This is a genomic window from Phaeobacter cretensis (assembly GCF_047372505.1).
GTDB classification, from domain to species: domain Bacteria; phylum Pseudomonadota; class Alphaproteobacteria; order Rhodobacterales; family Rhodobacteraceae; genus Phaeobacter; species Phaeobacter cretensis.
The window spans coordinates 22,508-46,794 of sequence record NZ_JBKBEU010000003.1; the positions used below are offsets into that span (position 1 = coordinate 22,508).

The 24,287-nt window shown below is 56.5% G+C and carries 18 protein-coding genes; 8 read left to right on the forward strand and 10 right to left on the reverse strand.

Annotated features, from left to right (window positions below; all coding sequences use genetic code 11):
• Positions 1 to 35: 35 nt before the first annotated feature.
• A complete protein-coding gene (locus ACEWZM_RS19900; RefSeq protein WP_414008331.1) occupies positions 36 to 1,253 on the forward strand; it encodes an MFS transporter in 1,218 nt (405 codons plus the stop codon).
• 45 nt (positions 1,254 to 1,298) lie between these two features.
• Here the strand turns inward: ACEWZM_RS19900 and ACEWZM_RS19905 are convergent, their stop codons facing one another.
• The 8 genes from ACEWZM_RS19905 to ACEWZM_RS19940 all read right to left on the reverse strand — a co-directional run bounded on the left by ACEWZM_RS19905 (position 1,299) and on the right by ACEWZM_RS19940 (position 10,520).
• Positions 1,299 to 2,606, reverse strand: a complete 1,308-nt coding sequence (locus ACEWZM_RS19905) for an aminotransferase class I/II-fold pyridoxal phosphate-dependent enzyme (RefSeq protein WP_414008332.1) — start codon at positions 2,604 to 2,606, stop codon at positions 1,299 to 1,301.
• A 12-nt stretch (positions 2,607 to 2,618) separates the two neighbouring features.
• On the reverse strand, positions 2,619 to 3,530 hold the full coding sequence (locus ACEWZM_RS19910; RefSeq protein ID WP_414008333.1) for an acetaldehyde dehydrogenase (acetylating): 912 nt from the start codon (positions 3,528 to 3,530) through the stop codon (positions 2,619 to 2,621).
• Positions 3,527 to 4,567: a 4-hydroxy-2-oxovalerate aldolase gene (gene dmpG, locus ACEWZM_RS19915; protein WP_414008334.1), complete on the reverse strand. Its 1,041-nt coding sequence runs from the start codon at positions 4,565 to 4,567 to the stop codon at positions 3,527 to 3,529. Before dmpG ends, ACEWZM_RS19910 begins: the two co-directional genes overlap by 4 nt.
• Before the next feature lie 72 nt (positions 4,568 to 4,639).
• Complete coding sequence (locus ACEWZM_RS19920; protein ID WP_414008335.1) at positions 4,640 to 5,827, reverse strand: ATP-grasp domain-containing protein; 1,188 nt, start codon at positions 5,825 to 5,827, stop codon at positions 4,640 to 4,642.
• Positions 5,820 to 6,902, reverse strand: a complete 1,083-nt coding sequence (locus tag ACEWZM_RS19925; RefSeq protein ID WP_414008336.1) for an AbrB family transcriptional regulator — start codon at positions 6,900 to 6,902, stop codon at positions 5,820 to 5,822. Before ACEWZM_RS19925 ends, ACEWZM_RS19920 begins: the two co-directional genes overlap by 8 nt.
• A complete protein-coding gene (locus ACEWZM_RS19930; RefSeq protein ID WP_414008337.1) occupies positions 6,902 to 8,323 on the reverse strand; it encodes an FAD/NAD(P)-binding protein in 1,422 nt (473 codons plus the stop codon). Before ACEWZM_RS19930 ends, ACEWZM_RS19925 begins: the two co-directional genes overlap by 1 nt.
• Positions 8,324 to 8,372: 49 nt before the next feature.
• Positions 8,373 to 9,617 (reverse strand): ATP-grasp domain-containing protein, encoded by a 1,245-nt coding sequence (locus tag ACEWZM_RS19935; RefSeq protein ID WP_414008338.1) that lies wholly within the window; start codon positions 9,615 to 9,617, stop codon positions 8,373 to 8,375.
• Positions 9,618 to 9,926: 309 nt separating this feature from the next.
• Positions 9,927 to 10,520, reverse strand: a complete 594-nt coding sequence (locus ACEWZM_RS19940) for a TetR/AcrR family transcriptional regulator (RefSeq protein WP_414008339.1) — start codon at positions 10,518 to 10,520, stop codon at positions 9,927 to 9,929.
• Positions 10,521 to 10,772: 252 nt separating this feature from the next.
• On the opposite strand from ACEWZM_RS19940, the gene ACEWZM_RS19945 reads away from it, so the two are divergent.
• Positions 10,773 to 11,282, forward strand: coding sequence for a DUF2306 domain-containing protein (locus tag ACEWZM_RS19945; protein ID WP_414008340.1), 510 nt, complete (start codon positions 10,773 to 10,775; stop codon positions 11,280 to 11,282).
• Positions 11,283 to 11,365: 83 nt separating this feature from the next.
• Here the strand turns inward: ACEWZM_RS19945 and katG are convergent, their stop codons facing one another.
• Positions 11,366 to 13,534 carry a catalase/peroxidase HPI gene (gene katG, locus ACEWZM_RS19950; protein ID WP_414008341.1) on the reverse strand — a complete coding sequence of 723 codons (2,169 nt, stop codon included), beginning with the start codon at positions 13,532 to 13,534 and terminating at the stop codon, positions 11,366 to 11,368.
• A 272-nt stretch (positions 13,535 to 13,806) separates the two neighbouring features.
• On the opposite strand from katG, the gene ACEWZM_RS19955 reads away from it, so the two are divergent.
• Together ACEWZM_RS19955 and ACEWZM_RS19960 are read left to right on the forward strand one after the other, a co-directional pair.
• On the forward strand, positions 13,807 to 14,739 hold the full coding sequence (locus ACEWZM_RS19955; protein ID WP_414008342.1) for a LysR substrate-binding domain-containing protein: 933 nt from the start codon (positions 13,807 to 13,809) through the stop codon (positions 14,737 to 14,739).
• 141 nt (positions 14,740 to 14,880) lie between these two features.
• A complete protein-coding gene (locus tag ACEWZM_RS19960) occupies positions 14,881 to 16,338 on the forward strand; it encodes a multicopper oxidase family protein (protein ID WP_414008343.1) in 1,458 nt (485 codons plus the stop codon).
• Here the strand turns inward: ACEWZM_RS19960 and ACEWZM_RS19965 are convergent.
• On the reverse strand, positions 16,335 to 17,624 hold the full coding sequence (locus ACEWZM_RS19965; protein ID WP_414008344.1) for a replication initiation protein: 1,290 nt from the start codon (positions 17,622 to 17,624) through the stop codon (positions 16,335 to 16,337). The two genes, ACEWZM_RS19960 and ACEWZM_RS19965, sit on opposite strands and share 4 nt — an antisense overlap.
• A 783-nt stretch (positions 17,625 to 18,407) precedes the next feature.
• Between ACEWZM_RS19965 and ACEWZM_RS19970 the strand changes: the two genes are divergently transcribed.
• From ACEWZM_RS19970 to ACEWZM_RS19985, 4 genes are all read left to right on the forward strand, one after another.
• Positions 18,408 to 19,778 carry an AAA family ATPase gene (locus ACEWZM_RS19970; RefSeq protein ID WP_414008345.1) on the forward strand — a complete coding sequence of 457 codons (1,371 nt, stop codon included), beginning with the start codon at positions 18,408 to 18,410 and terminating at the stop codon, positions 19,776 to 19,778.
• A 1-nt stretch (position 19,779) separates the two neighbouring features.
• A complete protein-coding gene (locus tag ACEWZM_RS19975) occupies positions 19,780 to 20,850 on the forward strand; it encodes a ParB/RepB/Spo0J family partition protein (RefSeq protein WP_414008346.1) in 1,071 nt (356 codons plus the stop codon).
• Between the two features lie 195 nt (positions 20,851 to 21,045).
• On the forward strand, positions 21,046 to 22,995 hold the full coding sequence (locus ACEWZM_RS19980; RefSeq protein WP_414008347.1) for an ATP-binding protein: 1,950 nt from the start codon (positions 21,046 to 21,048) through the stop codon (positions 22,993 to 22,995).
• A 359-nt stretch (positions 22,996 to 23,354) separates the two neighbouring features.
• Positions 23,355 to 24,278 carry a hypothetical protein gene (locus tag ACEWZM_RS19985; protein ID WP_414008348.1) on the forward strand — a complete coding sequence of 308 codons (924 nt, stop codon included), beginning with the start codon at positions 23,355 to 23,357 and terminating at the stop codon, positions 24,276 to 24,278.
• Positions 24,279 to 24,287: the final 9 nt, after the last annotated feature.

Consider the following 24,287-nt stretch of genomic DNA (forward strand, 5'->3'; position numbering starts at 1 on the left):
TTAGCATCAGGGCAGCTGCACAGCTGGAGGCTTCCATGGCATCACCCCTTTTGATCCGAAACCGCAACTACCGGCTGCTGTTCACCGCAGGGGCACTGACCAATCTAGGCGATGGGTTTATCCTACTGGCGCTGCCCTGGCTTGCCACGCTGATGACCCGCGATCCGGCGGCTATTGCAGCAATAGCCGCTGTCGGACGCCTGCCGTGGCTGTTTTTTGCCCTACCTGCCGGTGTCATTGCGGATATGGCTGACCGGCGCAAACTGATCGCCCGCGCCGACCTCCTGCGCGCGGTCATCGTATTGGCAATCCTGATGTTGGCACTCAGTGAGCCAGCTGCAGGAACCATCTGGGCCCTAGCAGGACTGGCTTTTGTGCTGGGTTCGGCCGAGGTGATCCGCGATAACGCCGCCCAGACCATCCTTCCCGATATCGTCGCCACTTCGGATCTGGAGACTGCTAATGGCCAGATGTGGACCGCAGAGCAGCTGACCGGTCAATTCATCGGCCCACCGCTGGCGGGTCTGCTGATTGCGACCGGTATCGCGATCCCGTTTGGGCTCGATATCATCGTTTTGGTGCTGGCAGCCGGGTTTGTGTGGTTGATCAGCCTGGCGCCGCGCGCACCGGTTCAACAGAGTTTTGGCAAAGCGCTGATGCAAGGTATCGCATTTATGCGCAGTGACCGTCTGTTGTTACGACTGGCGGTCGTACTGGGCATTGCAAATTTCCTCGCAACCGCGACCATCGCCGTACAGGTTCTGTTTGCCCAGGATGTGCTTGGGCTGTCGTCCACAGAATACGGATTTGTCCTGTCGATAGCAGCCCTAGGCGCCGTCACCGGCAGCCTGATTGCACCCTGGCTTAGCCGCCTGATCGGGGTGCAACTTTGTCTTTATCTGTCGATTGCAGGTTGGGCTGTTGGCTATGCCTCAATCGGTATCAGCAGCAGCGGCGTGGTGATGGCACTGGCCATGTTTGGTGTGATGACCTCGGCCATGGTCTGGAACGTAATCACCGTTTCCTGGCGTCAACGCCGCATCCCATCTGAGTTGCTTGGCCGGGTCAACAGCATCTATCGTTGCTTTGGCTGGGGTTCGATGCCGCTCGGCGCGCTGGCCGGTGGTGGCGCGGTGGCCCTGCTGGAACACGACCTTGGGCGGGACCTCGCCCTACGTGCGCCATTCATGATGTCAGCGACCTGCTGCGTATTGCTGCTGATCTACGCGGCCTTCCGGCTGCGTTTGGATTGATTACATCGAGGGCAGGCCGGACACGGGCCCGCCCCCATGCTGTTGTCAGGATACCGCGTCCATCTCCGCTGCCTGCGCTTTCTTGATAGGTTGGATAGGCTGGGCCGTTTGGTGAGGCTTCTCCTCCAGCTCTGCCAGACACCGCAGGATCTGGCTAGCCCCTTGCCGAACCTGGTCTGCATCGATCGCATAAGACAGCCGAATATTATCCGGTGCACCAAAATGTCGACCAGGAACTGCCGCCACGCCGTAGTCCTCTAGCAACAGCTTACAAAGATCTTCATCGGAGCTAATCATATGCCCACGGTGGACCGTTCCAAACACTCGCGAGATATCCGGGAACAGGTAAAATGCTCCGCCAGGACGCGTGCAACGGATCTGCGGCACACTGTCAAAAGCCGCCAGCAGGATATCCCGCCGCGCCCGGTATCCGTCAGTCATACGTACCGAAAATGCTTGATCCCCGGCCAGCGCCTCGGCCGCAGCGGCGGCAACCGCAGGCGGCATATTGGAGATCGAATTGCTGTTCAGCGTAGCTACCGCACCAGCCACCTCTGGTGGCGCCGCCAGTAGACCCGCACGCCAACCCGGCATCCCATAGAGTTTCGATATACTGTCTACTTTGATAATCCGCTCTGCCAGATCTGGCGCAATGTCCAGTAAATGCGGGCAAGGCTCATCCGTATAAACAAAACGCTGATAAACATCGTCGGTAATGACCCAGACATCGTGGCGGCGCAGCACGTCAGCCAAAGCAGACAATTCTGATCTGCTATACAGCGCCCCCGTTGGGTTGGATGGGTTGTTCAACACCAGCGCCTTCGGCCGTCCGCCCAAGGCGGCCTCCAGCGTTTCGGGATCAAGCTTGTAACCCTGATGCAACCCACAATAAGGCGTGCGCACAGCTACTCGGCTCAACCGCGCAATATCAAAATAGGTTGGCCAACAGGGGGCCGGAATGACAACTGTATCATCGGGTTGAAACAACACCTGAAACAGCGAGTATAGCAGATGCTTACCGCCCTGCCCCACGGCGATATTATCTGCACCGAAACCATCTAGCCCCAACTGCTCCAGGTAGTGGAGGTAAGCCGCAATCAGACCGGCCTCTCCCCGGCTGGAGCCATAGCGGCATTGATCCGCCCGGACCGCAGCAATCGCAGCATCATACACCCGTTGTGGCGGCGTGAAGTTGGGTACACCAATGGCGAAATCTACAACCGGATCGTGTCGGGCCTGTACTCGGCCGGCCAGTTCGAGGATCGGGCAAAACGGCGTATCGCGGTGCACATCGGCCAATTCAGGCATCACGACGTCCCTCATCGGCGATTGCTCCGGCACATTTGCAGACATCCAGAATATCCATCAGGCAACGCTTTCCATCGGCTGACCAACAGGCGCATGGGCTCCCTGATTTGCCCGCTCTCGGGCAATAGCCTCAGCCATCCGCGTTGCAGCCGCAGTTATGATGTCCAAATTCCCCGCAGATGGGTCCAGATAGTCTCCGGCACCTGTGACCCGCACCATCGTGAACATCCGGTCCCCAGTTACATGCGGCTCAACAATGACGCTGTACCCCGGCACCGCCGCACGCAGCCGTGCCACGGCCTCGGCAATAGCACCTTTGGTGGCCTCAAGATCGTGATGTTCTGCCAATGCTGAAATGGCTGTTTGCATATAAACGTTTGGCTTGGCCGGATTGATGTTCAGGATCGCTTTTACATGCGAGCATCCCGTGAACTTTGTCAGAGCCCCCTCGGTTGTCTCGATATAGTGGTTGAGGTTCAGCCGTGTCGCCGGTCCCGCACTTTCGGCGCTGATCGAAGACACCACCTCAAGATAGTGAATATCAGGGTTGGCCGCTGTCATCGCCTGTGCAATCGGGATCGACGCCTGACCGCCGCAGGTTATCATATTGATATTGCCCGCCTGCACCAAGTCATCACCGTTTAGCGACGGCACACACAGATCGCCATTCGGAGCCGGAGTGAGGTTGATCAGCACCTTTCCCGCCGCCTGCAACGCCGGTGCATGTGCCTGATGCGCCGCCGAGGATGTCGCATCAAACACCAGATCAAAGCTGTCGAGCGCTGCAAATAATCCATCTGCACCGCGATCTGCCACCGGAATGCCCCGAGCACGCGCAAGCGCCAGGCCCGGCGATGCCGCATTGCGTCCGGCAAACAACGTACAGTCCAGTAGTGGAGAGCTCTGCACCTTGCACAATACATCGCAGCCGATATTGCCGCTGCCAATAATGGCGGTTCTCAGGGTCATGCGGTCTCTCCTTCGAGCAGTTGTGTGGATGTACCGGTCGCCGCCTTGGCCAAGCGTGAGGCCGCCGAAATGATCAGATCCTCTTGCCCGGCAACAGCGTTACAACGGGATAACTCTTCATAGATGAACCGAGGCGCAACTCCGTATTCCTGCGCGGCGCGGGTCACGTGTTTTTCAAACCCTGCACATACACCGTAAATACCGCTGATCAGGTTTGAAGTGCCAACAATGGTGCGTCGTTGTACCGGCGGCAGATCCGGCAAAGTTTCAACCGCCTCGCAAAGTGCAAAGACATCGGTGCCGATTTCAAATCCATAGCGCTCCAACACGGCGCAGAGCACTTCCAGCTGGGTATTTCCCGCTCCGGCACCAAAACCACGCATGGTGCCATCCAATATCGTCGCACCGGCCTCGGCAGCAGCCACGGAATTGGCAATCGCCAACCCAAGGTTGTTATGAGCATGAAAGCCAACCGGCACGCCAAGCTCAGCGGCTAGCACGCCAATCTTTTCTTTGGTGTCGCGAGGGTCATAATTGCCTGCGGAATCCATCAAAACGATGGCATTGGCTCCATATGAGACCTGCCGCTGAGCCTGCGCCAGCAGAACATCCGAAGGCGCCATATGCGTCATCATCAGCACGCCCTGAACGTATTTGTCCTGGCTTCGGGCATATTCAATATAGCTCTGCGTCAAATCACCTTCGGTACAATGAGACGCAATGCGAAACACATCAACGCCAGCCCCAATAGCTGATTTGATGTCGGAAATTTTGGCAAAACCGGGGATCGCGTGAATGCCCAGTTTGGTTTCGGTCAGATTGGCACGGGCAGTCTCCAGCATATCAATGTCAGCATGGCTCGCCATGCCCAGCTGCAACGAAGACGCCCCCAGCCCATTGCCATGTCCTACCTCGACCACATCCAACCCACAGCCATCCACGGTCCGGCAGTAGGCGGCAATATCCTCAAGGCTGAGAGTATGGGCGATGGCATGGTTCCCGTCGCGCAAAGTCGGGTCGTGAATGGCAATGGCCATGGTCTGGCTCCTTGTCATGAAACAGTGGATTGAAATGGGGTTGGGGAAGTGCGCTGGTGTGATCGTGCCAGATCACCTCAGCTCAATCTGGGCGACGGCGGCCTCTGCGTGGGCCAGCGCCTGCTCCCGGCTGTCGCCACGCGCCAGCACATAGGCAACCCGGGATGCTGCGGACAACACAGCGTCATAGCGTGTGCCGGGCTTAGCCGAGGAATGAACCCGCGCCACGCCCTCGGCCTTGGCCGCGCTATCCAGGCCGGTGATCTCATCCAACGTCTGATCCTGCGCCAGCATATAACGGATCGCCATCGCCGGTGCAGCGGGAGGTCGCGCACAATATTCAAGCCCAAGGATCGCGGCAAAGGTCTCCTTGAACACATCCGCGCCAGTGGTCTCCAGCGTTAGCTCCCAGATCTGATCACCGCCATTGCGGGTCTGTGTCTCAATGACATAGGCCGCCCCGTCATTCAGCTTCATCTCGGTGTGTGCAGGGCCAGTCTGATAGCCGACCGCATCCAGCAGTACCTGAACCCGAGCCGTGATCACGACCTCCGCCTCAGTGCTCAATGCCGCGGGCTGAACATGGCCGCTTTCTATGAAGTAGGGCGCGCCACTTGTGGTCTTCTCCGTGATTGCCAGCACGCGGTGCTCTCCCGCCACTGACATGGTCTCAACGCTGTATTCCGGCCCCGGAATAAACGCCTCCGCTATCAGCTCCTCCCGGCCCACCTGCAATGCATGTGACAACGCTGTTTCGATATCTGTCGTTGCATCTACAAAATACACACCCTCGCTGCCGCCACCTTCGGCCGGTTTGATGATGCAATCGCCATATGTCGCCACAAACGCCGCGATATCGTCCGCCGATCGCACCTGAGCAAACGGAACATCCGCAATCCCATGTGCCTGCAACGCCTCGCGCATCTGTCGCTTGTTGCGTGTCAACTGCACAGTCGGGACCTGGCAATTACTGGGTATATCCAATGCTTCGGCAATATAGGCGGCTGTCAGAAAGCCGTATTCAGAGAAGGAAAACACCGCATCAAAAGGGGTTTTCTGATGCAGAGCACGTGCCAGCGCAATACTGCTGTAGATATCTTCGTAATCGGTGATCAGCACCGCCTCGGCGTGGTCCAACAGATGATCGGTCAGGTGGGCACGGATCTGCATCGCGCTGTAGCGAAGCCCCATCTCACCGACGCGAACAAAGGTATGATCGCGTCCGCCTATCATCAGGATATTACGTGCGAGCTCAGACATGGCGTTCCTCGTCATGTGAAGTCTGTTGAATGTCGCCTGGCGTGGATTTGAACATCTCCCGGTTCATGAACATTGGCGCGATATGCAGAACCGACATACGCAACACGTGGTTCAGCATCACAAAGGCAGGCTCCAGCCCAAGCGCCAGCGCAGTGGCGACCATGACCTCAACCCCGCCGGGCACCCAAGACATGAACAGCACCAGAAATGATTGATTGGTCAGGACGCTGAACAGCGAGGCCATTGCAACTGTGATCCCAAAGGTGATCGAGGTGACGATCAACCCGGCCCGCAGATAACTGGCAATATCGCCGCGGGTGATATCCTTCAGCCGGATCCCGATCAGCCCGCCAAGCAGCGCCATAGCAAACATCACCAGCGGTTCCGGCACCATAATTGCGTCGCTTCCGAACCATAGGTTAGCGCCCGCCGCGAGGATCAACCCCGTTACCATAAATGGCGCTGGCATCGCGAACCGTTCCAGCACACGACCGGCGATATAGGCCCCTGCCGCCAGAAGCAGAAAGATCAGGTATCCAGTTAGCGCCGCGGCCCAATCGCCTTCGCCCGGCAATGCTGCGATTTCCGGCGCGGTCTCTTGGGGGCCAGCAACCAGAAACACGGCAACCAACAGCGCGATCATCCGCACCATATGGGCAAAAACCATCTTAGCGGATGTCTTGCCTTCTTCCCCTGTCAGGGTCATCACCGCCGCCATAGCGCCCGGTACCGCCCCTAGCAGGCTCTCGGCGCGGTTCCATTTCTCCACCCGATAGAGCCAAGTATACCCAGCGGCAAGCTGCGCAGACATACAGATCAGAAGCCCCGCCAATACCGTCAGATCCGCCATACCTTCCAGCATCTCCGGATTGAGAAGCGCCCCAACGCTGGCACCCAAAATCAACTGGATCACCACGATAGCTGCTGGCGGTGTTGCCAGCGCCAGTCCGGACCGGCAGGCCACCAGCACGAGACCCGCCGCGCCCAGAAGTTGCCCGAGTGGCAGGCCACTCAGATACCCCAGCACAGACCCTGCACAGGCCAGCACCAACGTGATTGCGAAGTTCCTGACCATCAGCCAACGCTCCGCAGCGTTTCAATCGGTGCCAGGCCCGATGCAGTGGCAATGCGCGCCTGATGATGGATCACGTCAATATTATTGACCATGTAAAACGTTCCGCAGGTCAACTGACCCAGCGCAAACAATCCCGGTGATGGCCGCCCGTCGCGGGTTACGACCCTGCAATCCTCCAGCTGCACTTTGATGCCACCGGTTGCGTCACGCTCTGCAAAACCCTGGTCCAGCAAACTGCGGATCAGCGGGTTTCGCTCATCCAGCCCGCGCTGCAAACCTGTGGCATTGATCACCGCGTCGACGTCCTCGACCCCATCAGCAAAGACCATGCGATAGTGACCATTGCGAGCGGTCACATCGCGCAATCCACTGCGGTGGCGTAGTGCACCACTGTCTTGCAAGGCTGCTATCCGATCAGCATTGGTGCGTGAGATAGGCACACGCATATTCGACCATAGACGGTGGAAATGGCGCAGAAACGCTGCTTTGGCGCGTTCGGTCAAGCTGGCCCAGAGCTGCGGGATCAGCATATTAGTCTCAGCCAAAATGCTGGACACAAGATCATTGTCAGCACTATTCACGCCGCGCAACAGGTCTGCGAACTTAACGTCGACCCCCTGATGTCGCATCTCGGCTTCGAACAAATCCATCACCGCAGAAAGCGAAATCCGCGCGCCGTGATTGCCACTGCGCAGCGCGGCCAGACCATCCGCTGTCAAATAGCGCAGAGTAACAGGTCGGTAAGCCGTGACCGCCTTTGGCAGCGCTGCCCGGCGCGAGGTCATCAGCATCTGCGGACCGTTCACCCCAAGCGCCACATCATAGGCCGTCAACCGACAGCCCAGAATGCCAACCCGAAGGTTTTTTAAAGCGCGCAAGCGTGCAGCCGGATACGGCGAGCGATAGTAGCCCGGCGTCCCGGACAAACCATAGGGATCCGCCTCCAGATTGGTGCCCAGGCACAGGTAAACCGCATCATAGTCGGATCCGCTACCGGCCCAGCCCAGATGATAAAGCGCATCCGGGCGGCGGCTTGGGGCAATTGCCTCAACCTCGGCGCCAATCATGCGGACCCGCCCTCCTCCGGCGCGAACCGCTCCGCTTAAGGTGTCAAAACGGCTTTGCAGGAAGCGCCCAAAAAGGGACCGCTGTAGAAACCCGTCCTCATTTGCGGCAGCCTCTGCTGCGCCGGTCTGTCGCAACCAATCGCGAAAATCGTTACGCCGAGACAGATACATCAGCTTCAAAGGTCGATTAAGGAGATTGGTCTCGGCATCTTCCTGATAGGCAACCCCAGGGCCAAAACTGCGACTTTTTTCAAAAACGTCTACGGATAGCACCGACAGATCGGGCAGAGTGGCAACCAAGTTTTCCAAGACAGAGACACCGGCATAACCCGCGCCAAGAACTGCGATCTTCATGTGATGGATCCTTTTGTGGACATCAGGGGTTCAGGACGATTGCGGCAGGTCAGGCAGCGACGCTGGTCTCCCACTGACAGGCAGAGTGAAACCAATCCTCCAGCTGCCGCAATCGAGCGCGCAATTCGGCCTCGCTCTCCCCTTCGACGATGGCGTTCAGGATTTCCGCATTGGTAAAGGCCATCTGACCATACTCGCGACCAGCAACCCCGCTCATCCGATAGGCCCGCACAAAATCAAACGGGCAGCTGTCCGGCGTGGCGCGTAATACACCTGCACGCGGTGGCACACACAGCTGGCCGACCAACCGCTCTGGCTCAACCATAGCCCTTGGCATCGGTGTGCTCTCAAACGCTGGGTCACGCATCGCCCGCAGGTAGGTCATACGCGGATCAAGCCCCCAGGCCTCGGTCAATTCCTGATTAAAGAACACACCCCCAAGACGCGACGCAATCTCTCCCAGAATGATGGTTCCATCCGCACCGACGAAAACCTCCAAATGAAATAGCATCGTCCGCGGTGACGGCATAACCTCTTCGACCAAACGCCGGGAATAGGCCACCAGACGATCCCGCATCAGCGTCGTTGACTCAAGCATATGCAGATCATGCGAGCGGCCACCAAGGAAATCCAACGCCGAGGTCAGTACGCGCACCGGTGAAATCACAATCGGACGCCCGGCGACATACAATCCGTTGACTATATAATGATCTCCTGCGACGAAACGCTCGATCATGGTGTTGTAAAAGGTCGAGCCGTCCTGTTGTGTCAGCCATCCTGCCAGATCCGCATCATCCCGGATCACACACACGCCATTCGACCCACGCCCGTCCCGTGGTTTCAGCACAACCGGATAGCCCGACTCGTCAATGAAGCTGCGAATGTCGATGGCGCTGCGGACAATCGCCATTTCACTCACTGGCAAACCAGCGTCCCCAGCGCGAATTTTCATTGCGTATTTATCGCGATAGAGTTCTAGCTGCGTCGCAGCATTCTCTGACACTCCAAGATAGTCATTCACCCGCGCAGCCCTCAGAACATCAATCTCGGCAAGGGCCACGCAGATCGGATTCTTCAGAGACTGCGCGATGTCGATCGCAGCAACTTCCACCTCTGCGCTGTCATTGAAATTCTGAAATACACGAATATCCAGCCCCTCAGGGAAATGACGTGCAAGTTCGTCCTTTGCACTGGCACATGTTAGGATCACGCCATCGGGCCCGATAGCATCCAACCAATCTTTAACACTATGTTGAAAAAGGATTTTTGGGGGCGCAAATAGGATAATATTCATGGCGGAAAGGTACTTTCAGCAAGATACTTACGATTTATTAGTGACGAAATTCATTCGCCTTTTACGTGTTTTGGTGCAACTTACATGATGATCAATATCCGTCAAGCGGCAGTTTTGTGAAAGTTACACAACGTAAGGATGAGCGAATTGTTGCCACTCATCTGAATAAATATAGGATATTCAGAGCAGCTTTATGGAAATATCAAAGATAGAATCCCATCGTATACCGACTACAAACACTGAAATGCTGCATCTGCAAAATCGGCGGATGATGGCGCGCACCAGCGGATATCCTGATTGATTTCAGCCTTATCGCGGGATCAAAGGTGGCAGAATCGCCTCGAACGGCAAAACCTCGCCACCGGATGGCGAGCGCATCATGTTGTAAACGCGTAGCGTGGCGTAGCCATGAACTAGTGACCAGATCATGATCTCATTGCTTTGTGCATGGTTTGACGCTGACTCAAACAGTGCGCAGACGTCTTCCAGCAATTGAAACGCCCGCTTTGACGCAAGGCGCAGATCCTCATCCGCATGACCTTTGATCTCGGTCGAGAAGATCAGACCGAACAACCCTTCATGGGTTTCAGCGAACTCCAGATAACCCTGACAAAGCCCGAGCAGTTGTTCTCTTGGTGCCGTACCTGCGCTGTCGCGACGCTGTTCCATGAGGGTACAGAACACCCGAAACCCTTCCGTCGCGATTGCGACCAGCAACCCAGTCTTACCTTTGAAATGATGCGCCGGAGCGGCATGGGACACGCCAACCGTCGCGGCGATTTTACGCAAAGACAGCCCAGAAACCCCGTCCGTCTCAAGGATCTCGATCCCTGCCGCGATCAGGGCAGGACGTAAATTTCCATGATGGTGTGAACCAGGAGGAGTGCTGTGAAGATCGGTCATTTCTGCAATTTATCCAGCAAACTTGACAGCGTCAAGATTCCGACCTTATGTTTGAGCGATCAAACTTTACACTGTCAAGTTTAGCCAATTCATCGCCTAACAGAGGACGTCCCCATGTCAGATGCCACCAACCGACCGCCGAACAGATCAAAGCCATTTCTTTCTAGATTGCCGAAAGCACTGCTCTGGATATTGAGCCTCGCCATTGCCGTAGCCTCGTGGCGGTTCGTATTTCTGGGGGTAGAGACAAGCATGGAATACATGCTCTATCATGCGCTACAGCGCCCGATGGCTTTCTTTGCCCATGTCTGGTTGGCGCCGTTGGTGTTGTTCCTCCTGCCTTTCCAGCTTTGGACCGCCCTACGGCTACGCCGACCACATCTTCATCGCTGGCTAGGCTATATCTCGGCGGTAGCCATTCTAATTTCCGGTGTCGGCGGGCTTTTGCTCGCTATCGGCACAGAATCGGGCTTGGTGGCCGGTCTGGGGTTTGGTCTTCTGGCTGTGGTTTGGATCGGAATCACCGCACGCGCAGTCTGGCTGGCACGGCAGAAACGGTTAGTAGCACACCGCGATTGGATGATCCGCTCGGCGTCACTGACCTTGGCCGGGGTCACGCTAAGACTCTACTTGCCGATTATACCTCTGGCAGGATTGCAGTTTGAACCCGCCTATACAGCCATCGCCTGGGTCAGCTGGGTCCCGAACCTGCTGTTGGCCGAGCTGTGGTTGCGCCGGAAACGTGGCCGGGCAGCAGGATAACCAACACGGGTATTCGACACAACATAAGAAAGCCCCGCCCGACATCATCTGCCGGACGGGGCTCGCGCTTACGTCAGCGCCGATCAGTGGAGGTCAAACCGATCTGCGTTCATAACCTTGGTCCAAGCTGCGATGAAATCCTGAACGAACTTCTCGCGGTTGTCGTCCTGAGCGTAGACTTCGGCATAAGCCCGCAGGATGGAATTGGAGCCAAACACCAGATCCACATTGGTAGCGGTCCATTTGACCTTGCCGCTCTGACGGTCAGCAACTTCATAGACCTCAGCGCCTGCTGCGTTCCACACATTGCCCATGTCCAGGAGGTTGACGAAGAAATCCGTGCTCAACGCCCCTTCCCGGTCAGTAAAGACGCCGTGCTTGCTGCCGCCGTGGTTGACGCCCAAAGCTCGCATACCGCCAAGCAGTACGGTCATTTCCTTGGCTGTCAGACCCATCAGCTGCGCCCGGTCCAGCATCATGTCTACTGCGCTCGCCGCGAAATCGCCCTTCAGATAGTTGCGGAAGGCGTCATGCACCGGCTCTAGCGCTGCAAAGGAAGCAGCATCAGTGGCCTCGTCGCTGGCGTCACCCCGGCCCGGTGCAAACGGCACCTCGGTGGTGATACCAGCCGCTTTTGCCGCTGCTTCGATGCCAACCGATCCGCCCAGTACGATCACGTCAGCAAGGCTTGCACCGGTCTGCTCAGCAATCACCTCATAGGCTTTCAACACGCGGCCCAGACGCTCCGGTTCGTTGCCCGCCCAATCGTTCAGCGGCGCCAACCGAATGCGCGCACCATTGGCTCCACCACGTAGATCCGACCCACGGAAAGTACGCGCACTGTCCCAAGCTGTCGTGATCATATCCGCCTGCGACACACCACAGTCACGCAACAGCTGCTTTGTCGCGGAGACATCATAGCTGGTGCTGCCCGCAGGGACATTGTCCTGCCAGACCAGATCTTCTTGCGGCGCTTCAGGGCCGATGTAGCGGCTGCGTGGCCCCATATCACGGTGCAACAGCTTGAACCAAGCACGGGCGAACACTGCGGCAAAGTAATCCGGATCCTTGTAGAACCGTTCGGAAATCTTGCGATATTCCGGGTCCTTGATCATCGCCATATCCGCATCTGTCATCATCGGATTGAGACGGATCGAGGGATCCTCTACATCAACAGGCTTGTCCTCTTCCTTGATGTTGATCGGTTCCCACTGCCAGGCACCTGCCGGGCTCTTCTTCAGCTCCCAGTCATAGGTAAACAGCAGGTAGAAATAGCCGTTGTCCCATTTGGTCGGATGGGTGGTCCATGCGCCTTCGATACCGCTGGACATGGTATCCCGCCCATGACCGGTGCCATTGCTGTTGGTCCAGCCAAGGCCCTGTTCGACCAAACTACCGCCCTCGGGATCGGCGCCTACCGCATCCTCGCTTCCATTACCATGCGCCTTGCCGATGGTATGACCACCCGCTGTCAGTGCCACGGTTTCCTCATCGTTCATCGCCATGCGTTCAAAGGTGATGCGCACATCCTGCGCCGTGCGCAGGGGATCGGGTTTGCCGCCCACACCTTCGGGGTTCACATAGATCAGACCCATCTGCACCGCGGCCAAGGGGTTGGAGAGCGAGTCACGATCCGCGCCGTCTTCGTAGCGACCGGCCGCCAGCCATTCTTTCTCTGCGCCCCAATATACGTCTTTTTCCGGTGCCCAGATATCCTCACGACCAAAGGAAAACCCATAAGTCGGCAGGCCAACAGATTCATAGGCGATATTGCCCGCCAGCGCGATCAGATCAGCCCAGGACAGCGCATTGCCGTATTTCTGCTTGATCGGCCACAGCAACCGCCGCGCCTTGTCGAGATTGACGTTGTCCGGCCAAGAATTCAGCGGTGCAAAGCGCTGGTTGCCGGTGGTTGCGCCACCCCGGCCATCCGCCAAACGATAGGTCCCGGCAGAGTGCCATGCCATCCGAACCATCAGACCCGCATAGCTGCCCCAATCGGCGGGCCACCAGCTCTGGCTGTCCGTCATCAGTGCCGTCAAATCGCTCTTAAGCGCATCAACATCCAGAGACTTTACCGCCTCGCGATAATTGAACCCCTCTGGCATTGGGTCGGTCTTGCGGTCGTGTTGATGCAGGATGTCCAGGTTCAGCGCATTCGGCCACCAGTCCGCCACACCGGCGCTGGTACTTGTGTTGCTTCCGTGCAGAACTGGGCATTTCCCGCCTGTATTTCCGTCACCTTGCTGCATGTTGTCTCTCCTGGTTCTTGGTCATGATGAGCCGGCATTGACCAAAATGGCAAAGCCTGGGGCCGGATCTCTCGGGGCAGACGCTAACAGTGGGTCGTGATAATAGGAAATAATAAATCCCCATCTAATGTATAGTTTATGTCTATCAGTAGATTTATCTCACTACCTCGGCATCAGCCTAACGACGCTCCCCAATCACACTCAAGATTCAAAAGGGCCGACCAGCTACAAAAACTTGCTTACCCTTCCGAATTCAGATTAATACGCCTGAAATGATAGACGCACCCTATAACACCAACCTCACCCTCCGGCAGTTGCGTTTTCTCGTGGCAGTTGCGGATGAGCTTAACTTCTCCCGCGCGGCCGAGAAATGCTATGTCAGCCAGCCCACCCTCAGCGTCGGCCTGAAGGAGTTGGAGGATCGGTTGGGCGTAACTTTGGCAGAGCGCACCAAACGAAGCGTAATCCTGACGCCAGTAGGCATCCAAATCGTCGAACGTGCGCGCAAGCTGTTGCAAGACAGTCGCGAGATTGAGGAACTCGCCGCAGCGCAGGCTCAACCTGAAGGCGGCACCTTACGGATGGGCGCAATTCCGACGATCGGCCCTTTCCTGATCCCACGCGCCATGCCAGCGCTGAAATCCAGTTTTCCTGATCTGCAACTCTACCTGCGCGAAGAAATAACCGAGCAATTGCTTGAAGGCGTGCACAGTGGACGATTGGATCTGGTGATCTATGCCGAACCCTATGTGACCTCCGGGTTAGAAACCCTACATCTGTTTGACGATGGCTATCATCTCGCAGCCCCCCCAACGGTACCTCAGTCTCCGCCGCGCCCCGATGACACCGTTTGTGGCGCGGATCTAGCCGGACGCCAGTTGATGCTGTTGGAGCAGGGCCACTGCTTGCATCGCCACGCGCTCAGTGCCTTTCCCGAACGGGATATCAAGCAGGATGAAAGTTTCGCCGCGACCTCACTCTCCACTCTGATCTCCATGGTCAGTGAGGGATTGGGCATCACTCTCTTGCCCGATCTCGCGATTGATGCCGGGGTAGCGGCGGGTCAAGACGTGGTGATGACCCCGCTTGCCGATGCCTGCCCCCGTCGTGTCACACTGGCCTGGCGCCCCACCAGTGTGCGTGCTGACCTGTTCCGCAAGATCGGTAGCGTCCTGCGGGACGCACGTGGATCACTGATTAGATAGGAAACCCGGGTAATTCAGCCGCAATCCGTCTACCGAATCTTACCCCCGCAGGACAAACCCGTTAGCCTGCTCCATAACAGCTGGGTCCATAGCTGCGCTCTACCCCGCCAACAACAGATAACGCACCACCGGTGATCCCATATGACCCTTCGCAATCAACCTTCCATCCTCAGCCGACGCCGGGCGATTCAACTGGCAAGCGCCGCCGGGGTGTTGACACCGTTAGGTGCAGGGATGGCGCAACTCACCACGCCAGCAAGGGCCAAAGCAAAGCCGCAATCCTCTGTCACGCCGCTTTCTCTCCGGATTCAACAAGCCCGATATACAATCGCCGACCAGCCGACAGATGGGCTGATCTCCACGCGCCCGGACGCACCGCCGCCGGTTGTTCGCATAGCTCAGGGCCAACCATTTGCCGCGCGGGTCACCAATACACTAACGGATTACACGGCAATGCATTGGCATGGCATACGGCTGGATAATACGATGGATGGGGTGCCCTACCTGACTCAATTCCCCATCGGCCAAGACGAAAGCTATGACTATCACTTCACCCCGATGGACGCGGGCACCTATTGGTACCACCCCCATTGCATGACTATGAACCAGATGGCGATGGGCCTAACTGGAGTTCTGGTTGTCGAAGAGGCTGAAGACCCCGGATTTGATGCTGATATTGCACTTAACCTTCGGGATTTCCGACTGCGATCCAATGGAGAATGGCTGAAACTTTGGACGGCACGCGGGGCCGCACGTTCTGGAACTTTTGGTACCGTTGTCACCGCGAATTGGGAGAATGACCCGGTCTATGAGGCCCCGACTGGGGGACTGATCCGGCTGCGTTTGGCTGCGACCGATACGGCGCGAATCTACAAACCCTATGTCGTTGGCGCATCCGGTCACATAATCGCCGCGGATGGCCATCCGCTTCGCGAGGCGGTTGGCTGGCCCACAGAGGATGCCCCTGCCCTGCTGTCACCCGGTCAGCGCCTGGATATCGCGGTGCAGATGCCTACCGTTGAAGGTGCCTATGTAGACATCAAGACCGCCTTTCCCGGCGGCCCGCGCCGACTGGCCCGCGTTCGAGCCACCGGTGCTAGTCAATACCGCTCGTTAACTGAGCTGGCTCCCTTACCCGCCAATGACGTACCAGAGCCGGATCTGAAAAATGCGCGCATGGAAGATCTGGTCTTTGGCTGGACACCCGAGGGCGGCGCGCAGCAAAATGGCTATTGCGGCTCGCTCGGCTATACATTCTGGTCGATCAATCGGAAACCTTGGCCCGGTGACGCTGCGGATCCAGACACCCCCGGCGCGGGACCTTTGGCAGTGCTAAACCGCGGCGAAAGCGTCATTCTGCGACTGCGCAACGAAAGCCCAAACGCCCACCCTATCCATCTGCATGGCCTGGTGTTCCGCCCGATCAGGTCCAACAAACGAACGTTGCCGTCAAACTGGACAGACACCGCGCTACTGCTAAAGGATGAAATTATAGAAGTTGCCCTTGTTGCCGATAGCCCGGGCGATTGGGCGTTCCACTGCCATGTGATTGAACACCAAAAAACCGGGCTCGCGGGATATGTCCGGGTGCTGGCCTAGCCACCATCTTGGCTATCAAACGCTTCTGGCTCCAGTTCCTGCCAAAAGTCGATGATCGCACCGGCATTCAACGCTGACCGCCAACCGTGCTGACGGAAATGCTCGCGGTCTAAATCGCTATCGAGACCGGTCATGAACAAACGCTTGTCAGCATCCCGCTGGGTCGGGTTTCGCCGCGAAACCAGCGTTTCAACGATCTCCAAATACCGCGAACGATCCCGTCGAGCTGCGGCACGTGCCTCAAATGCTGCGGATTCGGCGGCGGCTTCAGCATAACGGGCCGCCTGCGCTGCGCGAATACGGGCTTCTTCCTCTGTCGACATCGGCAATTTTATGTCAGAATCTGCGGCTGGGCTGTAGTCACCATCGATCGCGGCGCGCAGATAGCCGAGCCGCGATTTCACACCACCCTGCCCGGCCACATAGTCTAGTTTCTGCTGCACATACTCTGGCCCGTGCTCAGTGATCCATTGCCGCGCTAACCGGTCCGATACGCCCTGCCCTAACAGCGATCTATAGACCGGCTGCTGACGTAACCCATCGCTGTCGTCGATCTGAAACATCGCCATCTGAGGGTTCTCGCGGATCAGGAAGCGGATCTCACTAACCGCGCGCCCCTTCTTACGGGTTTGCGGCTCGATTATGATGTCAGAACTTTTGTTGACCTCAGCCACCGCCGGCTTGATGATTTTGGCGTTGAGATGCTTGAAACTCTCATAATACGCGGAGCCATCAACGCCCATCAGTTTGCGAAAGATATCCAAACCCCACCAGCCGGTGGAGCCAGTTCGTACAAATCGATAGCAATTCTCATATAGCGCCAACCCATGACCGGAGCTGAAATTACGTTGGATTTTGACATTAATCAGCGCAAAGATCTTGGGGTCATGCAGCTTCTTGGCCAACTCCGGCGAATATGCATATTCGCAAACGCCGTTCTTCAGCTTGGCAAAACTGAGCAGCGACGAAACCCCCCACTCTTGATGGCCCTGTTCGTCCAGCATGTCCCATTCAGCAACTGTTTCCGCCAGCGCGCGCAGGCTGGCGCGCAGACTGTCGATGTCGTTGGAGTTATATCCGACCATCATCGCTAGAGTACGCGCATCGATGGTATGGCTGCGCGCTGAGGTCAGCGTGTCATAGGCGTTGAGCAACAGTACATTTGACAGCTTGCGCTGTAGCAATGTCAGCTTGCCGCTGATGTGGATGGCGGCGACATTCTTTTTGACGGTTTGACGCGTCAATGCACCAGTCAGCCGCTCGTCATCAAAGCTGGGCTCTGCCATGGAATCACTGCCTGTTCTCACTGTCTTTTGTTACGATACAAACTGCCACAAAAGGAACCTGCGCGACAACAGTCTTAGGTTCCTTTGCGGTTCGGTGATCGACTTTCTGTAATTAGGCCTGTCACAGCTCCCAAAATGAAAGGTACCCACACACAGGATGAAGCGGCACAATATCCAGCCTGCAGCGAATCGGAGGAACGCGCTATGATCGCACGAACAGTATCCCCGTTGCGCCACAGGCGCCCAGAGCGCGCGGTGACAGCGCATTAGTCAAATCGATCATCGGTGTCAAAAATGGCGCAATAGGGACTGTATAACACTGCCTAACGGCTCTACCATCGGTTTAGATTACAGCCAATCAGAGCGAAGCGGAGGAAGATGTGCATCCTGAGAATCGGCACCTTTTACCCTGCTATCGGGGCCTCTTTATCCCGCTTATGGGTACCTTTGATCCTGCATTCAGGTCCCTTTCGCCCTGTACTTGGGTCCCCAAAACCATCTAAGGCTCTGTATTGAAACGAACCTTGGGATCTAAAGACTCTAAATATTCTAAAAAATATAAACGTTTAGCTGCCATCTATTTTTGAGTTTCCAAAGAAAAACACGAACGTTTCGTGGCGAAACCTGCCCTCACGTGTTTTTAGGGACCTCGGAAAAACGACAGCTCGGGTCCATATGGTCTATGCAGCGCATAGGATGTTCCCTATTCTGTTGCATATGGGTAAAAATACAAAACACGCGCCCAAAACACGCATAGAGTATGCACAGAGATCGAGCACCCCAATGACCTCTCCTCCCCTGCCCCCATATTTCAATCTGGATCCACAGCAGGCGGCCGCCAAACTGCCAGATCCTATCCAAACGACCCGCTTTGCCAAGGCGGCCGCGATGTGCACCAAAGGCCGGGAAGATCTGGCGCGACGCGGCTATGCTCCCGATGGTGAGAAACGCCTACGAAAGTTTTCGACCTGGGAAATCACCCGCTATCTGATCCCTGTCGCCCCACAGCATCTGCGCCGCGTGTTGAAAAACAACCCGGAGCTGCCACAGGGTGAGGGGGAAGGCGGTTCCAAATGGTTCACACTGGAAGAGGTCCTTACGCTACGGCGGCATTTTGCATCCGAGGGGATCGCTACCAAGGAATATCTGCCCTACCGGCCCAAAGGCGTACCCGCCAAGGTAACCGCAGTTGCCAATTTCAAAGGTGGTGTTGGCAAGACATCCACGGCGGCCCATTTGGCGATGTCAGCGGCATTGGATGGTTACAAAGTGCTAGTAATTGATTTGGACAGCCAGGGATCGATGACCTCCATCCTTGGCGGCACTGTTGAGGACGAATGGTCGACGGTTTTTCCACTGATTGCTAAGGATTATGCCAAATCAGTGGTTGCGGAGAACGCTGTGCGCGCGGCGGCAGGCGAGGCTCAGCTGCCATTGGATGAGACGTTGAGTGAGGCGTTGCGGGTTTCGTCGCGAAACGTCATTCAGAAAACTCACTGGTCCAATATTGACCTGATCGGTGCACAGCTCAATCTCTATTGGGCAGAATTCCAGATCCCTGTCTGGCGCATGGGGCTACGCAGCTGGCCGCTATGGGATGCATTGAGCAATTTTCTGGAACAGGAAGGCATATTGGAGGAGTATGATATTGTGTTTCTCGACACGCCTCCCGCGCTTGGATATCTGACCATCAATGCGTTAGCAGCCGCAGATATTCTGTTGGTGCCACTGGGCGCTTCCTTTCTGGAATTCGACTCTACGGGGCGTTTTTTTGACATGCTCTATTCCACTTTTGCCTCCATTGAAGATGGTGAGAACGTTGCTCAGCGCGCGGCGGGTTTGCCGGAAATTAAATTTGAATGGGATGTAGTAAGGGCGCTGATCACGCGCTTTGACGCCAGTCAGCAGACGGACATGGCGAATGTGATCCAAGCCTATTTCGGAGATTTCATGAACGCCTATCGTCAGGATGTCACCGCCCTTGTAGGGCAGGCAGGAGAACAGGTGAATGGGATCTATGAAGCAGACTATCGCGACTTCAACCGCGATACCTATGTACGCGGTCGCGAAACCTTTGACCGGACATACGCGGAATTCAAAGAGCTGCTCATCGGCAGCTGGTGGCGCGACACCCAGATGGAAGAGGCAAAGTGATATGGCAAAACGCAGACGTTTGAGCGCTCCTGATGCATCGGAAATCGAAGCCATCGAAGAAGGTTTCGCGGCGAAACCTGGCATCAATCCCTTTGATCCTGCACCTGCAAGCGCACCGCCAATCGCCAAAGTTTCCGCCGAGGCGGCACAGCTGCATGGAATGACGGCGGTGGCGGACCGCGTGGAGATGGCCCGCGACAAGGCGGATGCGGAACGATGGCGTGCCGCGGATGCCGCTGGTGACACGGTGCTGCGGATACCGCTCGCCGAGATCGACCGAGACTATTTGCGCCGGGATCGGATGCAGATTGACGAGGGTGAGCTGGAGGAATTGATCAGCTCTGTCCGCACGAATGGTCTGCGCAGCCCGGTGGAAGTAATCGCGTTGGATGATGGTTATGGCCTGGTCTCAGGGTTTCGACGATTGGAAGCCTACGCCCGGTTGAACCGAACCGAAGGTGGATTTGCCGAGATCCCGGCGTTTCTGCGAGGTGGTGCCGATAGCGCCGGTGCCTATGTCGCCATGATCGAAGAGAATGAACTGCGTGCCAACCTGTCGCCCTATGAGCGTGGGCGCATTGCTGTTCTGGTGGCGGGTCAGGGGGTATTTGCGTCTGTTGAGGCCGCTGTTGAGGCATTGTTTGGGGCTGCGTCCAAGGCGAAGCGGTCCAAAGTACGCAGCTTTGCTGCCGTGCATGAAGGGCTAGGCGATCTGTTACGGTTCCCCAATGCACTGTCTGAAAAGACAGGGCTGAAATTGGCGGTGGCACTGCGATCTGGCGGGCAGGGGGCCTTGCGTGCTGCTCTTGCCGGTGCAGAACTGGAGGATGAGCGCGCAGAAGTACGGCTGCTGGAATCAGCGCTCGCGGGTTTGGAGCCAGTCGCAGAGACCAAACCTCGCGGAGGGCGACCACGTCAGGTCACGCGTCTTGCTGCGCGCCGGTTGCATTCCGGGGGCGATCTCTCGGCAGAGGTAGCGCCTACGGCAGTGCGGATTGATCTTAAGGGGCGCAGTCTGGACCCCGATCAGGTCGAGGCACTGCTAGCCCTGATCCAAGAGAGGCTAGATTGATCCAGGTTTTGATCGCTCGGTGCCCTGATTTTGGTCGACGCTCCTGCTTCAACTCCATTTTTAACGCTATTTAATGCATAAAATTGGAGATATTACCGTTCGTTAACGAACAGTTCAGGCTTTTTTGCCCAGATAGGTAAAGTATACGCACGACCGATTGGAAAATAATTGCAAGCTCGACTGGTAAGATTGCTGTTGCGTATCAAAACGACGTTGTGTGGTGGCGTTGCAATGGTTGTGCTGGTGGGAGTAGTGAGCGCTGACCCAATCCGCATGACCTATGAGGAGTACCCCCCATATTCCTTCACGGATATCGGCGGGCAGCCGCAGGGTGTTTCGATTGATCTGATGCGTCATATCGCGGATGCGGCAGGGCGCGAAGTAGTGTTTCAGCCCAATACAAATCCTGCTGGTATGCTGGGTGAGCTGCGACTGGGGGCGGCGGATGTTACATCACTACTTGCACTGACACCGGAACGATTGGCCGTGGGTCTGCCAACAACGGAGCTGGGATCCTTCGAGATGCGCGCCTTTGCACTTAGGAGCGCGTCTATCAAAGGCCTTGCAGATCTGGAGGGTCGGGAGATTGGCGTTGTTTCAGGCAGTTTTGCCGTTGATGGCGCCAGAAAAATTCCAGATTCCAAACCTGTCGAATTCCCTTCGATGGACACGCAGATCGTCCCGTTTCTAACTGGTGAGATCGATGTGGTGGTATCGGGTCACAATAGTTTTCTTCGCCGGTTGCGGATGGCTGAGGTTGAAGATCAGGTGCGGGTGTTGTCACCGCCGCTAATCAGCAGCCCCTATGGGTTTGTGGTGGCACGAGACCAAGAAGCGCTTCGCGATGAACTAAATGCGGCCATTGCTACCAGTGTGAATACTGAGGTTCTAATTTCAATACAGGAGAAGTGGTTCGGCCGGTCACGTACCCTATGGGATGATGTGTTGGTGCGCTGGGGCGTGGTGATCGCAGCTGTGATGTTCGCGGCCATCCTGACACTCGGCTACTGGTTCTACTACTACCGCCGGAAGTCCAGACAATTGCAGCGGGATCGTGCGGGGGACCAGCTGCTGATTGGTGCCTTGGACGAGGTGTCAGCAGCGATTGTGATCTACGATCAGGAGCTAAAAGCGATACATTGGAACCACGGGTTTGAGCAGAATTTCCCAGGTTTGCTGCCTGCGCTGAAAAGCGGTGCGACGATGCAGCAGATGATCGTGAAATCCTATACTTCTGGGATCATTGAAAACACGCTTACTGTTGCAGAGATCACTACGATGGCCGATGGCTTTGCAGATGATATGCTGTTTGGGCGGGCTGAGCCGCGGATCGTGCGGACCAACGATGGCCGTGTGTTTCAGGCGCGGGAGGTCAAACTGGGGCCGCGGCGTTTTGCTTCGCTACGGATGGATATTACGCAGCTGCAGGAACAGCAGGATACCATAGTCAAACAGGCGGTGTCTTTGGAGGCGGCGAACGAAGAGCTGCGCACTCTCTCTTCGATCGCGGCGCATGATCTGAAAGGTCCGCTGTTCAGCTTGCTCAACCTGATCGATTTCATCGCCGAAGACATGAAGGATGCGGGGATAGAGCTGCCTGGAGATGTGCTGAGTAACTGGACTGAAATGGAGGCGGTTTCAAAGCGTATGATGCAGCTGGTTCAGGATCTTTTGGTCTACACGACCACGCAGAGTGAAAGCGATCAGGCTGAGGTAATTGAACCTTCGACGCGGTTGAAAGATCTTGTTGAGATGTTGAAGCCCTTTGAAGGGTTTTCGGTCTTAATAGAGCCGGATATTCCTCAACTCCTGGTCAATTCCGCGGCTTTTGACATGGTAATGCGCAATCTGATCGCCAATGCTCTGAGGCATCACGATCGGGATCGTGGCCACGTTATTGTGAATGCGGTAACGACTGAAAAGATGGTGACGATATCGGTGCGTGATGATGGACCGGGTATTCCTGAGCAGCACCATGAACGGATTTTCGCGCCTTTTCACCGCCTGTCCTCGTCGACGGGTGGCAGCGGGTTGGGTTTGGCGTTTATCAAGAGAACCGTAGAGAGTTGGGGTGGCGCGGTCCGGGTTACAGCAGCACAGCCCCGAGGAGCTGTGTTTGAGGTATGTTTTCCTCGGTCCGTTTAGATGGCTGCTTGCTTGTTCTTCGCTAAACAGGCGTCGAAAATCGCGACATAACTAGAGGCGTTGAGGTCGCAAACTTCAGTCCGGGCCATCACGAATGATGGGGCAGGGGAGACTGCTGATGAGCCAAGGATCGCTGATCACACCAGCATGACTGGTTGGTTGCGCGCCGTTGCATTGACTCTTCTTTCGGGTGCTGGCTACACAAAGGACAAATTTGGGACAAAACAAAGACAAACACCCCGTCAATGATGCAGTGGGGGAAACCCTTTGTGGCATCTGGAACGAGGTGGCGTGTCATGTGCCATTTATCCCGATCCGGCTGTACCCATGATGCGACGATCCTAAGGCGGAGTTCGACTATGACAAAAACGCAAATCATCTCTACCGGGCCCGATACCGGGCCAGAAGAGTTGACGGTTGCGTTGCATATCGGAGCGCCGTTTACCGATGATGATCAGCTGATCTGGTCGCTTCGGAGAGATGCGGCCCGGTTGCAAAATGATAGCGTACTGGTCCGACGGCCCGGCACCTACAGCAAAGACCTGTTGGATCTGAAGGGGCGCGCGACCAAGGAAGCTGTTAGCGAGCAAGAGTGCGAAGAATTCCTAGAAGGTATCCTGCGCGATGCAGATGTGTCGCGGGTGGTGCTGTCACTGTCGAGCGTTCTGGGTGTTCCCGCTTGGATGCTGAACGATGGGCGTCTTTACAAAAACGCCGGTGCGAATACAGCAGCGTTGCGGTCGGTCTTTCCTAACACCCGGTGCGAATTTTTCATCGGGTTGCGTAATCCAGCAACGTTGGTGCCATCCGCCTTTGCCGCCCAGTCACAAAAGGACTGGTTCGGCTTTGCGGGCGATAGGGATTTGATGGAGTTGAGCTGGTCCGACGTGATCAGTGATATTCTGACAGCGAATCCCGGCTGTAGGGTCACGGTATGGTGCAATGAGGAAACCCCGATTGTTTGGCCACAGGTGCTGGGGCACATAACCGGGATGGATGCATCCTATCGTTTCGCTGGTGAGTTGGATATTTTGCGCCAGGCAATAACGGATGAAGGCATGACGCGGCTGAGCGCCTATCTGGCCGAGCGCCCGCAGTTATCAGCGCAGCAGCGGGATCAGGTTCGGGAGCTGTTCCTGACCTACTATCACTCTGAAGAGGCGGTGGAAGAAGAGATAGATTTGCCGGGTTGGTCGCAAGGCTTTGTTGATGTCATGACAGAGCGCTATTTTGCAGATGTAGAACTGATCCGCGCCATGCCGGGCGTCACTGTCATCAGTTGATCCGGTTCC

What these genes read in the sequence shown, in the direction of transcription:
- ACEWZM_RS19900 (WP_414008331.1), top strand. Translation starts at nt 36, where the DNA reads ATGGCATCACCCCTTTTGATCCGAAACCGCAACTACCGGCTGCTGTTC.
- ACEWZM_RS19905 (WP_414008332.1), bottom strand. Translation starts at nt 2,606, where the DNA reads ATGTCTGCAAATGTGCCGGAGCAATCGCCGATGAGGGACGTCGTGATG.
- ACEWZM_RS19910 (WP_414008333.1), bottom strand. Translation starts at nt 3,530, where the DNA reads ATGACCCTGAGAACCGCCATTATTGGCAGCGGCAATATCGGCTGCGAT.
- dmpG (WP_414008334.1), bottom strand. Translation starts at nt 4,567, where the DNA reads ATGGCCATTGCCATTCACGACCCGACTTTGCGCGACGGGAACCATGCC.
- ACEWZM_RS19920 (WP_414008335.1), bottom strand. Translation starts at nt 5,827, where the DNA reads ATGTCTGAGCTCGCACGTAATATCCTGATGATAGGCGGACGCGATCAT.
- ACEWZM_RS19925 (WP_414008336.1), bottom strand. Translation starts at nt 6,902, where the DNA reads ATGGTCAGGAACTTCGCAATCACGTTGGTGCTGGCCTGTGCAGGGTCT.
- ACEWZM_RS19930 (WP_414008337.1), bottom strand. Translation starts at nt 8,323, where the DNA reads ATGAAGATCGCAGTTCTTGGCGCGGGTTATGCCGGTGTCTCTGTCTTG.
- ACEWZM_RS19935 (WP_414008338.1), bottom strand. Translation starts at nt 9,617, where the DNA reads ATGAATATTATCCTATTTGCGCCCCCAAAAATCCTTTTTCAACATAGT.
- ACEWZM_RS19940 (WP_414008339.1), bottom strand. Translation starts at nt 10,520, where the DNA reads ATGACCGATCTTCACAGCACTCCTCCTGGTTCACACCATCATGGAAAT.
- ACEWZM_RS19945 (WP_414008340.1), top strand. Translation starts at nt 10,773, where the DNA reads ATGGAATACATGCTCTATCATGCGCTACAGCGCCCGATGGCTTTCTTT.
- katG (WP_414008341.1), bottom strand. Translation starts at nt 13,534, where the DNA reads ATGCAGCAAGGTGACGGAAATACAGGCGGGAAATGCCCAGTTCTGCAC.
- ACEWZM_RS19955 (WP_414008342.1), top strand. Translation starts at nt 13,807, where the DNA reads ATGATAGACGCACCCTATAACACCAACCTCACCCTCCGGCAGTTGCGT.
- ACEWZM_RS19960 (WP_414008343.1), top strand. Translation starts at nt 14,881, where the DNA reads ATGACCCTTCGCAATCAACCTTCCATCCTCAGCCGACGCCGGGCGATT.
- ACEWZM_RS19965 (WP_414008344.1), bottom strand. Translation starts at nt 17,624, where the DNA reads ATGGCAGAGCCCAGCTTTGATGACGAGCGGCTGACTGGTGCATTGACG.
- ACEWZM_RS19970 (WP_414008345.1), top strand. Translation starts at nt 18,408, where the DNA reads ATGACCTCTCCTCCCCTGCCCCCATATTTCAATCTGGATCCACAGCAG.
- ACEWZM_RS19975 (WP_414008346.1), top strand. Translation starts at nt 19,780, where the DNA reads ATGGCAAAACGCAGACGTTTGAGCGCTCCTGATGCATCGGAAATCGAA.
- ACEWZM_RS19985 (WP_414008348.1), top strand. Translation starts at nt 23,355, where the DNA reads ATGACAAAAACGCAAATCATCTCTACCGGGCCCGATACCGGGCCAGAA.